This is a genomic window from Leucobacter chromiireducens, from assembly GCF_003917135.1.
In the GTDB taxonomy this organism is placed as follows: Bacteria; Actinomycetota; Actinomycetes; order Actinomycetales; family Microbacteriaceae; genus Leucobacter; species Leucobacter chromiireducens_A.
Genome location: NZ_RPDI01000002.1, coordinates 27,458 through 40,213, shown reverse-complemented (window position 1 = coordinate 40,213; position 12,756 = coordinate 27,458). Strand labels below are relative to the sequence as shown.

Below are 12,756 nucleotides of genomic sequence, written 5' to 3'. Positions count from 1 at the left end.
GCGGGCGATGTCTAGTACTCCGTGGGGAGCGGTGTGAACTCCCCGCTGGAGGGCGGGATGTGGAAGGTGCGGATGGTCGCTTCGGCCGCCTCACGGAAACTGGTAATCGCCGCGACGCCGCCGTCCCCCGCCGACGGGAACGCAATCGATGCTACCGCGACGTACTGCGGGTCGTCGGCCGGGAAGATGCCGGCGAACGAATGAACGTAATCCTCGCGGTACCCGCCCTGGTTGTCCGACTGCTCCGCGGTGCCGGTCTTTCCGGCGATTCGGTAGCCGGGAATCTTGATCAGGTCCTTGTACCAGCCCTCGGTCACCACGGTCTCGAGCATCGCCATCACGTCGGCTGCGGTGTCCTCCGAGATGGCGCGCACCTCCTCGCCGTGATCCGGCTTCGTGCTCGTGCCGTCGGGTTTCGTGCAGCTCGTCACGAGCGTCGGCGGAATGCGCACACCGCCGTTCGCGAAGGTCTGGTAGACGCCGGCGGTCTGCACGATCGTGGTCGAGAGACCCTGGCCGAACATCGTGTTGTACGAGGTCTGGGGATCCCAGTTCGCGACGTCCGGCAGCTGGCCGGAGTCCTCGAGCGGCATCCCGGCCTCGGTCGACACGCCGACGCCGAACTTCTGCAGGTACTCGTACCGCTTCTCCGGGCTCACCGCGCTGCCCAGCGTCGCGATGCCGACGTTCGACGACTGCGTGAGGATCCCGGTGAGCGTCCAGGGCATCGGCTCGTGGGAGAAGGAGTCCCCGAATCGCGCGTCAGGCACGGGCTCCAGGTAGTCGGGCGTGAGGTTCTGCGTGAGCGGCGTCGCCGCACCCTCCTCGAGGAGCGTCGCCGCGGTGAGCGGTTTGAAGGTGGAGCCCGGCTCGTACGGCGACACGAAGGAGCGCGCCTCGCGCTTCAGCGGGTCCGAGGCGTCCACGTCGTTCGGGTCGACCGAGCCGTCCTCGGCGACCGCGACGAGCTCGCCGGTCTTCGCGTCCATGATCACGAGGTAGCCGTATTCGGCGCCGACCTCCTGCACCTGGGCGTTGATGGTCTGCTGCGCCTCCCACTGGAGATCGCGGTCGATGCTGAGCGTCACCTCGCCGCCGTTCTCGGCTTTGCGCGTCACCACGACGCTGCCGGGCAGCGGCACGCCGTCGGCCCCGCGCTCGTAGACCTCCGCGCCGGACACGCCGGTGAGGCACTCGTCCTGCGAGAGCTCGATGCCCGCCTGCGGGACGTCCTCGAAGCCGGCGAAGCCAACGAGGTTGCCCGCCACCGCGCCGTTCGGGTACGTGCGCGTGTGGTGGCTCTCGAACGTCACCCACGGGATCTGCAGCGCCTTCAGCGCGTTCAGCTGTTCGAGGTCGACGCCGCGCTTCACGTACGCGAAGTCCGACTTCTCGTCGACCTCGAGCGCGTCGTCGACGATCTTCTGCAGTTCAGCGGCGCTCTGCCCGGTGATCTCGCCGATCTCGCCGAACGCCTGCTTCGCGGTGACCTGCACCGTCGCGATCCCGCCGCGCTCCGGGTCCTGCCGCCAGAACCGCCCGCCCTTCAGCGCCGCGTTCTTCGGCGACATCTGCACGTCGTAGCGCTCGTCGGTGGTGGCGAGCACCTCGCCGTTCCGGTCGACGATGTCGCCGCGGAGGCTCAGCACGTCCTGCGAGACCGCGCGCTTGCCCTTCGCGTCCTCGTTCAGCTGCGGGGCCGAGATCACCTGCACGTCGACGAGCCGAACGAGAAACACGACCGCGGTGATGACGACGATCACGATCGCGATCAGCCGCCGCACCGCTCCGCCGCGCAGACTCCGCATTCCGATTCTCCCGTCCGGGCTGCCTGGCTAGTGGGTCTCGGGGGCGGGCAGCTTGCCCTGCCACCGTACCGCCGGCGCGCTCGGATCAGCCTGAGCGGCCGCGCCGGCACCGTCGCGCGGCACGAGGAGGCCGGCGGCATCAACGACCGGCATCGTGTCCAGCGTCGCGTTGGGGATCAGGTTGCCGCGCGCTTCGGTGGTCTCGGACTCGAGCGCGCCGAGCACCGCGCCGTCGCTCATGCGCAGCGTCGCGGGGCGCGAGTTCTGCACCATGCCGAGCGCCGCGGCGTTCTCCGCGAGGTTCTGCGGCGAGGCCAGCTTGTCGACGTTCTGCGAGAGCACACGCTCCACACGGGCGAGATCGCGCTTCTCGAGCTCGAGCGCCCGCGCCTCGTACGCGCCCTGCGAGATCGCGACGCTGAGGCCGAGCTGGGTCGCGAGGATCACGAGGATCACGCCGACCGCAACGAGCGAGCCTACGAGCGGGCTGAGACCCGCGCGGCGGCGGCCCTGCGGCGCCGTCGCCGGGGCGAGCCTGAGGTGGCGCTCGCTCGGCGCGGTGGGCGCGGTGGGCGCGGTGGTCGGCGCGACGCCGAAGCCGTGCGCGCTGTCGCGATCAAACTCGATCGGCACCGTGTTGTTCATCGCACGTCCCTCGCTCGTTCGGCGGCGCGGAGCCGCACGGGGATCGCCCGCGGGTTGCGGGCGCGCTCGGCATCGTCAGCGAGTTTGGCGCCGCGGGTGAGGAGGCGGAACTCGGGGCGGTGCTCAGGGAGCTCGACCGGCAGCCCGGCCGGCGCGGTCGAGCGGCTGCGCTTCGTCAGCTCACGCTTCACCAGGCGATCCTCGAGCGACTGGTAGGACATGATGACGGCCCGGCCGCCCGTGTTCAGCAGATCGAGCGCCGCGGGGATCGCGCGCTCCAGGACGGAGAGCTCGCCGTTCACCTCGATGCGCAGTGCCTGGAAGACGCGCTTCGCCGGGTGCCGCTGATCCCGCACCGCCGCGGGCGTCGCCTGCTGGAGCACGTCGACGAGCTGCCCGCTGCGCTCGATCGGGGTCTCCGCCCGCGCCGCGACGATCGCGCGCGCGTAGCGGCCGGCCAGCGGCTCCTCGCCGTAGCGCTCGAAGATCGCGCGCAGGCGCCCCTCCGGCGCGGTGCGCAGGACCTCGGCCGCCGTCTCGCCGCGGCTCTGGTCCATCCGCATGTCGAGCGGGGCGTCCTGCGCGTACGCGAAGCCGCGGTCGGCCTCGTCGAGCTGCAGCGAGGACACGCCGAGGTCGAAGAGCACGCCGTCGATCCGGTCGAAGCCCGCGCCGCGCACGGCGTCGGCGATCTCGTCGTAGACCGCGTGCACGCGGATCGCGCGGTCGCCGAACGGCGCGAGCCGCTTGCCGGCGAGCGCGAGCGCCTCGGTGTCGCGGTCGAGGCCGATGAGGGTGAGGCCGGGGTGCGCGGCGAGGAGCGCGGCGCTGTGACCGCCCATGCCGAGGGTCGCGTCGACGACCACGGCGCCGTCGCGGCTCGCCGCGGGGGCGAGCAGCTCGAGGCAGCGGTCGAGCAGCACGGGGACGTGCAGCTCGCTGGGGTCGCGGGTGTCAGTCGTCATGATGTCCGGGCTAGAACATGCCCGGGATCACCTCCCCGTCAGTTTCGGAAAATGCTGCTTCTTGCTCGCGCAGGTAGGTCTCCCACGCGGTGGCGTCCCAGATCTCGGCGCGCGATCCCGCACCGATCACGGCCAGATCGCGGTCGAGCCCCGCGTAGTCGCGGAGGCCGGGCGGGATCGTGACGCGGTGCTGCTTGTCCGGCGTCTCAGGGTGCGCGCCGGACAGGAACACGCGCAGGTAGTCGCGCGCGTGCTTCGAGGTCATCGGCGCTTGGCTGATGCGCTCGTGCATTGCGGTGAACTCCTGCTCGCTGAATACGTAGAGGCAGTGCTCCTGGCCGCGCGTGATGACGAGCCCATCGGAGAGCTCGGCACGAAATTTCGCGGGAAGGATCAGCCGCCCCTTGTCGTCGAGTTTGGGCGTGAAGGTTCCCAAGAACATGGGTTCCTCCCTCCGCCTGGCCGACTTGGACCCCAGACTACTCCACTTTCCTCCACCCCAGGGGTTTTCCCCTCCACTTTCTTCCAGGAACACGCGATTCCCGCGGAATCCCGGGGGTTGTGAGCGCGCCGAGCCGCGCCGTCACCTTGCACGACGGGGCCGAGCGAGGCGCGATCTGGCGCGTCATCGGGCCCGATCGCCCGAATCTGCGGATTCGTGGAGGAAAGTGGAGCTGCCGGGGGCGCGCAGCGCAGCGTGAGCGCGCCGCGATCTCACCGGCCGCGCGGAGACACAAAAAAGGGCCGCGGATCGTTTCCGATCCGCGGCCCGAAGCCTGCAGGCGAGCGCTTAGCGCTCCCCCTCCATCCGTTCATCCCAGCGGCGCTCCATCCGCTCGCTGAGCGACTCTCGCGGTGCCGAGCTCTTCGCGCTCGATCCACCGCCGTTCAGCACATCCTCCACGGTCACCGTTTCGGAACCGCGCGACATCATGAGCGTCACGCCTCCGACCATGACCGCGAAGCCGATGAGCCCCAACCACAGCTGCTGTGCGGCGACCCCGCCGATGAGCGCGCCGACCCCAACAAGGAGGACGACGATCCCCAAGACGAGGGAGCGATAGTTCAGGCGACGCTGGCTGACCGAACCGGTCTGCATTACGTCGGCCTCGCTCTGATAGAAACCGCGTTCCATCTCGTCAAGCAGCCGCTGCTCGTGTTCTGACAGCGCCATGACGATCCTCCCGACACTCAAACGATCTGTACCCTACAGTGTACGGCGCTCAGCCGAGAGTAGGCTAGTCGTGTGCAAGAAACGACGCGACTCGCAGGGCTTATTCAGGAGCGAATCAACGATACGCTGTCCCACCACCGTGCGGCACTCGCGCCGCTCGGGCCCGACGCACATCCGCTGCTCGACGAGGCCTTCGGCTTCCTCACCGGCGGCAAGCGCTTTCGCGCGCAGTTTGCGGTGCTCGGCTTCCGCGCAGTGCAGCCGCTCGATCTCATCGGCGAGCTCTCCCCCGAGCTGGATCGCGTCCTCGACGCCGCGTGCGCGCTCGAGCTCTTTCACGCCGCGGCGCTGATCCACGACGACATCATCGATCGCTCCGACACGCGGCGCGGCCGGCCGGCCGTGCACCGGCTGTTCGCCACCATGCACGAGCAGCGGAACTGGGTGGGCGCGTCCGATCACTTCGGCCTCGCCGGCGCGCTCCTGCTCGGCGATCTGCTGCAGTCGTGGGCCGACGAGCTCATGCACCGCGCGTGCGACGCCACCGCGGACCGCGCCGCGGCGCGGCAGGCTCGCGAGCACTTCAACCGGATGCGCAGCGAGGTGGCCGTCGGCCAGTACCTCGACGTGCGCGAGGAGCAGCAGCCGGGCTTCGCGCCGCACGAGGAGCAGCTCGAGCGCTCAACCCGCGTACTCGTGTACAAGTCGGCGAAGTACAGCGTGGAGGCACCGCTCCTCATCGGCGCAGCGCTCGCGGGGGCGTCGCCCGAGGTCGAGGACGCGCTCAGCGAGTTCGGCCTGCCCATCGGCGTGGCGTTCCAGCTCCGCGACGACCAGCTCGGCGTATTCGGCGACGAGGAGCTCACGGGGAAGCCGATCGGCGACGACCTGATCGAGGGCAAGCGCACGGTGCTCGTGACGCTCGCGCGGGAGCACCTGCCCACCACGCAGCGCAACATCTTCGACGGGCTGCTCGGCACCGAGCTCGACGCTGAGCAGGTGATGATGCTGCAGCGCACGATCCAGGAGAGCGGCGCGGTCGATCGCGTCGAGGACATGATTTCGCGCAACGTCGAGCGCGCGACGGAGTCCCTGCGCGCGGCTCCGGTGCACCCGGACGCCGCGGCGCAGCTCATGGTGCTCGCGGAGCGCGCGGCGCGCCGCGCGAGCTGAGCGGGCGCGCCGGGCTCCCACCCAAGCCCACAAATTGCAGCGAGGCTGATCCGGAATGAGCTCCCCCACCCGGATCGGACCCCAACAAAGATGCCGAAGTTGCGGGCAGGAGCCCTGGCCAGCGAGCGGGGCTGCTGTCGGCGCGAGAACGCGAGCACCGGCGAGCGGGGCTGCTGGGTGGCGCGGCGCGCCGCGCTCCCACCCGAGCCCACGAATTGCAGCGAGCCTGATCCGGAATGGGCGGCCCCACCCGGATCGGACCCCAACAAAGATGCCGAAATTGCGGGCAGCGGCCCTGGCCAGCGAGCGGGGGTGCTGGCGGGCGCTAGAACGCGAGCGACTGGGTAGCGCGGCGCACCGCGCTCTTCTTCCCCGCCACGAGGGAATCAATCGGGCGCTCGCCGAGCTCATCGTTGACCTCGAAGAGCCAGTCGAGCGCCTCGTCGTCGGAGAAGCCGGCGTCGAGCAGCGCGAGCAGCGTGCCGCGCAGCGCGGGCAGCGGGTGATCCCCCTGCACGAACTCGACGGGCACCATGAGGACGCCGTCGATGCGCACGGCGGCGAGCTGGTGGTCCTCAATCAGGCGACGCAGCTTGCCCGGGGTCAGCGCGAAGCGCTCCACCAACTCGGGGATCGTGAAGTAGGACCTGTCAGGTGCGATGTTCTCGGCCACACCTCAACTGTGCCAGCGCGATCCACGAAGCGCAATCCGCGCGAACCCGGCGCGCGTCGAGATTCGGGCATCAAATCTTCCGTAGACTTCCGCTGTGACCTCTGCGCCTTCCGACCCGTTGATCGGGCACACGCTCGATGAGCGCTACGCGATTCGTTCCCGAATCGCGCGCGGCGGGATGGCGATGGTGTACCTCGCGAACGATCTGCGCCTGGAGCGGCGAGTCGCCGTCAAGGTGATGCACGAGCACCTCGCGGAAGACGAGAACTTCACGCGCCGCTTCGAGCAGGAGGCGCGCAGCGCTGCGCGGCTGTCGCACCCGAACCTCGTCAACGTCTTCGATCAGGGCCAGGACGCCGGCCGCACGTACCTCGTCATGGAGTACCTGCCGAGCATCACGCTCCGCGACCTCCTGAAGCAGCAGAAGCGCCTCACCGCCGAGCAGACCATGGAGATCGGCGAGGCGGTGCTCTCCGGGCTCGCCGCGGCGCACCGCGCGGGCATCGTGCACCGGGACATCAAGCCGGAGAACGTGATGCTCGCCGACGACGGACGCATCAAGCTCGGCGACTTCGGCCTCGCCCGTGCGGTGTCGGCGAACACCACGACGGGCCAGGCGCTCCTCGGCACGATCGCGTATCTCTCCCCCGAGCTCGTCACGCGCGGCATCGCCGACGCGCGGAGCGATCTCTACGCGTTCGGGATCATGTTCTACGAGATGCTCACCGGAACGCAGCCGTTCACCGGCGAGCAGCCCATGCAGATCGCCTACCAGCACGCGCACTCCGAGGTGCCAGCGCCCTCGGCGAAGTGCGCGGAAGCGACCCAGGAGATCGACGACTTCGTGCGCTGGACCACGCAGCGCGAGCCGGAGCATCGCCCGAGGGACGCCGACGAGGCGCTCGCCGCGCTCACGCAGCTGCGGATCGGCCAGCCGCTCCCCCCTGGCGCGACGCGGGTGCTCGACTTCGGCGCTGGCGCCGGGGCCCCGGCCACGACGGTGCTCGACGAGGCGGTCGTGCTGCAGCAGGCCGGCGCACCGACCGACGGCACCACCGTGCTGCACGACGGCACGTCGATCCTCGCCGCGGCCGGCGGCGACGCCGGCGAGCCCGGCGAGCTGCCACCGGCGAGCGCCCTCGATCGCGCCGCAGCGGCCACCACGCGCCGCACGAAGCGTGGACGCGTGCTCGCCGCGATCCTCGTCGGCGTGATCGCGCTCGCCGGCGGGATCGGGTGGTGGTTCGGGCAGGGCCCGGGTTCCCAGGTCACCGTCCCCGACGTCGCCGGCGCGGACATCGCAGCTGCAGAAGCGGCGCTCGTCGAGCAGCAGCTCACCGTCGAACCGTTCGAGTGCTCGAGTCTCGAGGTTCCCGCTGGCCAAGCGGCGCGAACCGAGCCGAAGGCCGGTTCCCGCCTGGACCGCGGCGCCACCGTGCGGCTCTGCACCTCGACCGGCCCCGAACTGAAGCCCGTCCCCACGATCGTCGGGCTCACGATCTCGGACGCGCGCACCGTCATCGAGGAGGCCGGCTTCACCGTCGGCGAAGTCGTCGACACGCGCTTCTCGGACGCCGACGCCGACGTGGTGCTCGCCGCGCTCAACGCCGACGGCGACGCGCTCGGCGAGCAGTACCCGGAGCGCGCGACCGTCGACCTCGTGGTCTCGGCCGGCCAGCTGCCCGGCGTGGTCGGCATGAGCGTCGAGGACGCGACCGCCGCGCTCGATCAGGCCGGGCTCACGCTCGACGCGGGGCTCGGCTCGGAGGCGCACGATCCCGAGATGCCGAGCGGCGACGTGCTCGCGCTCATCACGAACACCGATCCCGTGCGCCCAGGCGACGCCGTCGGCCTGCAGGTCTCGCTCGGCCCGGAGCTGTTCGAGATCCCCGACGTGAGCGGCAAGCCGCTGCAGGAGGCGATGGATCTCCTCACCGACGCCGGCTTCTCCCCCACCACGCTCGTGCCGAGCGGACCGCTCCGAGACCTCGCGAAGGCGACCTCGACCGATCCGGCAGCCGGCGAGCGCGTCGAGGCCGGCACCGAGATCCGCGTGAAGAGCACCATCTCGCTGTAGCGCCTCGGCGCACAGCTGAGGCGCCCTAGCGCACGGTCTGCTTCAGCTCCTCTGCCACGAGGAACGCGAGCTCGAGCGACTGCATGTGGTTGAGCCGCGGGTCGCAGAGCGACTCGTAGCGGGTCGCGAGCGTCGCCTCGTCGATGTTCTCCGAGCCGCCGAGGCACTCGGTGACGTCGTCGCCGGTGAGCTCGATGTGGATGCCGCCCGGCACGGTGCCGACCTCGCGGTGCGCCTCGAAGAAGCCGCGCAGCTCGTCCATGACGTCGTCGAAGCGGCGCGTCTTGTACCCGGTCGCCGTGGTGATCCCGTTGCCGTGCATCGGGTCGGTGACCCAGAGCGGGGTCGCGCCGGCGTCGCGCACTCCGGCGAGGAGGCCGGGCAGCACGTCGCGGATCTTGCCGGCGCCCATGCGCGTGATGAACGTCAGGCGGCCCGGCTCGCGCTCGGGGTCGAGCTTGTCGATGAGCCGGAGCGCATCGTCGACCGTTGCGGTGGGGCCGAGCTTCACGCCGATCGGGTTGCGCACGTGCGAGAGGAACTCGACGTGTGCACCGTCGAGGTCGCGGGTGCGCTCGCCGATCCAGAGCATGTGGCTCGACGTGTCGTAGAGCTCACCGGTGCGCGAGTCGACGCGCGTGAGCGGCCGCTCGTAGTCGAGCAGCAGCGCCTCGTGGCTGACGTAGAACTCGGTCTGCGTGAGCGCGGTGTGGTCGACGCCGCACGCGTCCATGAACTTGAGCGCGCGATCGATCTCCGCGGCGAGCGACTCGTAGCGCTGGTTCGCCGGGTTCGACACGAAGCCCTTGTTCCACTCGTGCACCTGGCGCAGATCGGCGAAGCCGCCCTGCGTGAACGCGCGGATGAGGTTCAGCGTGGACGCCGACACGTGGTACCCGCGCACGAGCCGCTCGGGATCGGCGGTGCGCGACTCGGTCGTGAAGTCGTAGCCGTTGACGATGTCGCCGCGGTACGCCGGCAGCGTGACGCCCTCGCGGGTCTCCGTGTCGCTCGAGCGCGGCTTCGCGAACTGGCCGGCCATGCGGCCCACCTTGATCACGGGCATCGACGCACCGTAGGTGAGCACGACCGCCATCTGCAGGAGCGTCTTCACACGGTCGCGGATCTTGTCGGCGGTGGCCGCCGCGAAGGTCTCGGCGCAGTCGCCGCCCTGCAGCAGGAAGGCTTCGCCGCGCGCGGCTGCGGCGAGGCGTGTCTTCAGCTGGTCGGCCTCGCCGGCGAACACGAGCGGCGGCTGCGTCGCGAGGTTGGCTGAGGCGCGCTCGGCCGCCGCGGGATCGGGCCACACCGGCTGCTGCTTCGCCTCGAGCGCGCGATAGGCATCCAGCCCAGCAAACGCTCGCGATTCTGCAGTCTCGACGGTCTGGCGTGTCATCTGTGATCCCTTGTGTTGGGTGGGCGGGTTCAGCCCCGGCTGCGGCGGGTGCCACTCTGCCCCAGCCTACTACTGAGTGGCCGGGGAAACGGCGCGGTCACGCGCAGGGCGAACGGGCGCAGTGGGGCCAGCGTGGAGCGTGCGGCTACGCCGCCGCCCGCGCGCGCACGCTCGACGCGTACACGTCGACGTACTCCTGGCCGCTGAGCTTCTGGATTTCCAGCATGATCTCGTCGGTCACGCTGCGCAGCACGAAGCGGTCGGCGCTCATCCCGGCGAAGCGGGAGAAGTCGAGCGGCTTGCCGATGACGGTGCCGATGCGCCGGATCTTCGGCACCTTCGCGCCGATCGGCATCGCCTTCTCGGTGTCGATCATCACGATCGGCACCACCGTCGCGCCGGACTCGAGGACGAGCCGCGCGACGCCGGTGCGGCCGCGGTAGAGCCGGGCATCCGGGCTGCGGGTCCCCTCGGGGTAGATACCGAGCACCTCCCCGCGATCGAGCACGCTGAGCCCGGTGTTCAGCGAGGCCTCAGAAGCCTTCCCGCCCGAGCGGTCAATGGGCAGCTGCCCGACGGCGGTCATGAACGTCTTCACCAGCCAGCCCTTGAGCCCCTTGCCGGTGAAGTAGTCGCTCTTCGCGAGAAAGTAGACACGCCGATCGACCATGAGCGGCATGAAGAAGGAATCGATCACAGAAAGGTGATTTCCCACAATAATTACAGGCCCAGTCTCGGGAATGTTCTCGGCACCCTCCACCCACGGGCGGTAGAGCGTTTTCAAGAACGGCCCGATGATCAGGTGTTTAAAGAACCAGTAGAGCACAGTCGGTGATTTCCTCTCGACGGAGTCCACTGTAGCTGACCCCAGGGCCGCTCATCGGTATGCGTATAGGCTGATGTGATGAAGCCGCGGCGTCGTGCCGCACACCGTGAAGGCCTGTACGAGGTATCAAGGGAGCTGCCGTGAAACAGACTGAAACGCCCATCCTGATCCCCCCGGTTCCCGAGGACAATGTCTCGGATCTGCTGGAGCAGCGAGTGATCGCCACGCCCGAGCGCGTGATTTTTGCCGTCCCCGAGGGCGGCTCGTGGCGCGACATCACCGCGCGCGAATTCCGCGCGCAGGTGGTCGCGCTCGCGAAGGGGTTCGCCGCCTCCGGCGTCGAACCGGGCGATCGCGTCGCGCTCATCTGCAAGACGAGCTACTCGTGGTCGCTTATCGACTTTGCGCTGCACTACGCCGGCGCGGTCATGGTGCCGGTCTACGAGACCTCCTCCCCCCTCCAGATCCACTGGATTCTCGAGGACTCCGGCGCGCGCGCCATCCTCACCGAGACCGCCGAGCACGCGTCGCGCGTCGCCGAGGTGCGCAGCGATCTCCCCGAGCTCACGCTCGACTGGCGCATGGACGAGGGCGCGCTCGATGCGCTCGTCGCCGCGGGCGCCGAGATCAGCGACGACGAGATCGAGCGCCGGCGGGGCATCGCGGTCGGCAGCGACATGGCGACGCTGATCTATACCTCGGGGTCCACCGGGCGCCCCCGTGGCTGCGTGCTCACCCACTCGAACTTCGTCGACCTGGCCCGCAATGCCGGCGCCGCGCTCGACGACGTCGTGCAGCCGGGCGCTTCGACCCTGCTGTTCGTCACGCTCGCGCACGTGTTCGCGCGCTTCATCTCCGTGCTCGCCGTGCACGCTGGAGTGCGCGTCGGCCACGAGCCGGATACCTCGCAGCTGCTGCCGGCGCTCGGCTCGTTCAAGCCGACCTTCCTGCTCGCCGTCCCGCGCGTCTTCGAGAAGGTGTACAACTCGGCCGAGCAGAGCACCGAGGCCGAGGGGAAGGGCAAGATCTTCCGCGCGGCGGCCAAGGTGGGGGTGCAGCACTCGGAGGCGCTCGACGCCGGGCACGTCCCCTTCATGCTCGGGCTCAAGTTCAAGGTGTTCGACAAGCTCGTCTTCGCGAAGCTGCGCGAGAAGCTCGGCGGCAACGTGAGGTACGCCGTCTCGGGGTCCGCGCCGCTCAGCCACTACCTCGGGCACTTCTACCGGAGCCTCGGCGTCAAGATCCTCGAGGGCTACGGCCTCACCGAGTCCACCGCGCCGGTGTCGGTGAACCTCCCCGACAAGTTCAAGATCGGCACGGTCGGCCCGGCACTCCCCGGCCACACCATCCGCATCGCCGACGACGGCGAGGTCGAGATCAAGGGCATCGATGTCTTCAAGGAGTACTGGAACAACCCGGCGGCCACACGTGCAGCCTTCACCGACGACGGGTTCTTCCGCACGGGCGACATCGGCTCGCTCGACAGTGACGGGTACCTCACCATCACCGGGCGAAAGAAGGAGATCATCGTCACCGCTGGCGGCAAGAACGTCTCGCCTGCCGCGCTCGAGGATCCGATCCGCGCGAACACGATCATCAGCCAGGTGGTCGTGGTGGGTGACCAGAAGCCCTTCATCTCCGCGCTCGTCACACTCGACATGGAGATGCTGCCGGCCTGGCTGAACAACCAGGGCGAGGATCCGACGATGACCCGCACCGAGGCGGCGCGCCACCCGAAGGTGCTCGCCGAGGTGCAGAGCGCCATCGACGAGGGCAACAAGTACGTGTCGCGCGCCGAGTCGATCCGCAAGTTCGTGATCCTCCCGACGGAGTTCCTCGAGGCGAATGGGCACCTCACCCCGAAGATGAGCATCCGCCGCGAGGCGATCCTGCGCGACTTCGCCGGCGAGATCTCGAAGCTCTACGGCGACAACCCGCAGACGGCCGCGGTCGAGACGAAGCAGTAGCACCGCGCGCTGCTGCACACACGACTGTGGGCCGAGGAGAGTGATTCTCCCC

General features: G+C 69.6%; 11 protein-coding genes. 3 read left to right on the top strand and 8 right to left on the bottom strand.

What is annotated here, in order from left to right; translation table 11 throughout:
• Nucleotides 1–11: 11 nt before the first annotated feature.
• From EGM46_RS01295 to EGM46_RS01275, 5 genes are all read right to left on the bottom strand, one after another.
• Complete coding sequence (locus EGM46_RS01295; protein WP_125098374.1) at nucleotides 12–1,808, bottom strand: peptidoglycan D,D-transpeptidase FtsI family protein; 1,797 nt, start codon at nucleotides 1,806–1,808, stop codon at nucleotides 12–14.
• Nucleotides 1,809–1,835: 27 nt separating this feature from the next.
• Nucleotides 1,836–2,453 (bottom strand): hypothetical protein, encoded by a 618-nt coding sequence (locus tag EGM46_RS01290; RefSeq protein WP_125098373.1) that lies wholly within the window; start codon nucleotides 2,451–2,453, stop codon nucleotides 1,836–1,838.
• On the bottom strand, nucleotides 2,450–3,418 hold the full coding sequence (gene rsmH / locus EGM46_RS01285) for a 16S rRNA (cytosine(1402)-N(4))-methyltransferase RsmH (protein ID WP_125098372.1): 969 nt from the start codon (nucleotides 3,416–3,418) through the stop codon (nucleotides 2,450–2,452). The genes EGM46_RS01290 and rsmH overlap by 4 nt, the downstream gene beginning before the upstream one ends.
• A 10-nt stretch (nucleotides 3,419–3,428) precedes the next feature.
• On the bottom strand, nucleotides 3,429–3,860 hold the full coding sequence (gene mraZ, locus EGM46_RS01280; protein ID WP_125098371.1) for a division/cell wall cluster transcriptional repressor MraZ: 432 nt from the start codon (nucleotides 3,858–3,860) through the stop codon (nucleotides 3,429–3,431).
• A gap of 348 nt (nucleotides 3,861–4,208) precedes the next feature.
• A complete protein-coding gene (locus tag EGM46_RS01275) occupies nucleotides 4,209–4,592 on the bottom strand; it encodes a DUF3040 domain-containing protein (protein WP_125098370.1) in 384 nt (127 codons plus the stop codon).
• 72 nt (nucleotides 4,593–4,664) lie between these two features.
• On the opposite strand from EGM46_RS01275, the gene EGM46_RS01270 reads away from it, so the two are divergent.
• Nucleotides 4,665–5,765, top strand: coding sequence for a polyprenyl synthetase family protein (locus EGM46_RS01270; RefSeq protein ID WP_125098369.1), 1,101 nt, complete (start codon nucleotides 4,665–4,667; stop codon nucleotides 5,763–5,765).
• A 325-nt stretch (nucleotides 5,766–6,090) separates the two neighbouring features.
• Here the strand turns inward: EGM46_RS01270 and EGM46_RS01265 are convergent, their stop codons facing one another.
• Complete coding sequence (locus EGM46_RS01265) at nucleotides 6,091–6,438, bottom strand: Rv2175c family DNA-binding protein (protein WP_125098368.1); 348 nt, start codon at nucleotides 6,436–6,438, stop codon at nucleotides 6,091–6,093.
• Nucleotides 6,439–6,532: 94 nt separating this feature from the next.
• Here EGM46_RS01265 and pknB point away from each other — a divergent pair, with 94 nt between their 5' ends.
• Complete coding sequence (gene pknB / locus EGM46_RS01260) at nucleotides 6,533–8,515, top strand: Stk1 family PASTA domain-containing Ser/Thr kinase (protein ID WP_125098367.1); 1,983 nt, start codon at nucleotides 6,533–6,535, stop codon at nucleotides 8,513–8,515.
• Between the two features lie 25 nt (nucleotides 8,516–8,540).
• On the opposite strand, the gene EGM46_RS01255 is transcribed toward pknB, so the two are convergent.
• Nucleotides 8,541–9,911, bottom strand: coding sequence for a class II 3-deoxy-7-phosphoheptulonate synthase (locus tag EGM46_RS01255; RefSeq protein ID WP_125098366.1), 1,371 nt, complete (start codon nucleotides 9,909–9,911; stop codon nucleotides 8,541–8,543).
• A 145-nt stretch (nucleotides 9,912–10,056) separates the two neighbouring features.
• Complete coding sequence (locus EGM46_RS01250; protein WP_125098365.1) at nucleotides 10,057–10,737, bottom strand: lysophospholipid acyltransferase family protein; 681 nt, start codon at nucleotides 10,735–10,737, stop codon at nucleotides 10,057–10,059.
• Nucleotides 10,738–10,877: 140 nt separating this feature from the next.
• On the opposite strand from EGM46_RS01250, the gene EGM46_RS01245 reads away from it, so the two are divergent.
• Complete coding sequence (locus EGM46_RS01245) at nucleotides 10,878–12,704, top strand: AMP-dependent synthetase/ligase (RefSeq protein WP_125098364.1); 1,827 nt, start codon at nucleotides 10,878–10,880, stop codon at nucleotides 12,702–12,704.
• Nucleotides 12,705–12,756: the final 52 nt, after the last annotated feature.

Bases quoted from the DNA above. Each gene is read 5' to 3' on its own strand.
- EGM46_RS01295 (WP_125098374.1), bottom strand. From the start codon at position 1,808: ATGCGGAGTCTGCGCGGCGGAGCGGTGCGGCGGCTGATCGCGATCGTG.
- EGM46_RS01290 (WP_125098373.1), bottom strand. From the start codon at position 2,453: ATGAACAACACGGTGCCGATCGAGTTTGATCGCGACAGCGCGCACGGC.
- rsmH (WP_125098372.1), bottom strand. From the start codon at position 3,418: ATGACGACTGACACCCGCGACCCCAGCGAGCTGCACGTCCCCGTGCTG.
- mraZ (WP_125098371.1), bottom strand. From the start codon at position 3,860: ATGTTCTTGGGAACCTTCACGCCCAAACTCGACGACAAGGGGCGGCTG.
- EGM46_RS01275 (WP_125098370.1), bottom strand. From the start codon at position 4,592: ATGGCGCTGTCAGAACACGAGCAGCGGCTGCTTGACGAGATGGAACGC.
- EGM46_RS01255 (WP_125098366.1), bottom strand. From the start codon at position 9,911: ATGACACGCCAGACCGTCGAGACTGCAGAATCGCGAGCGTTTGCTGGG.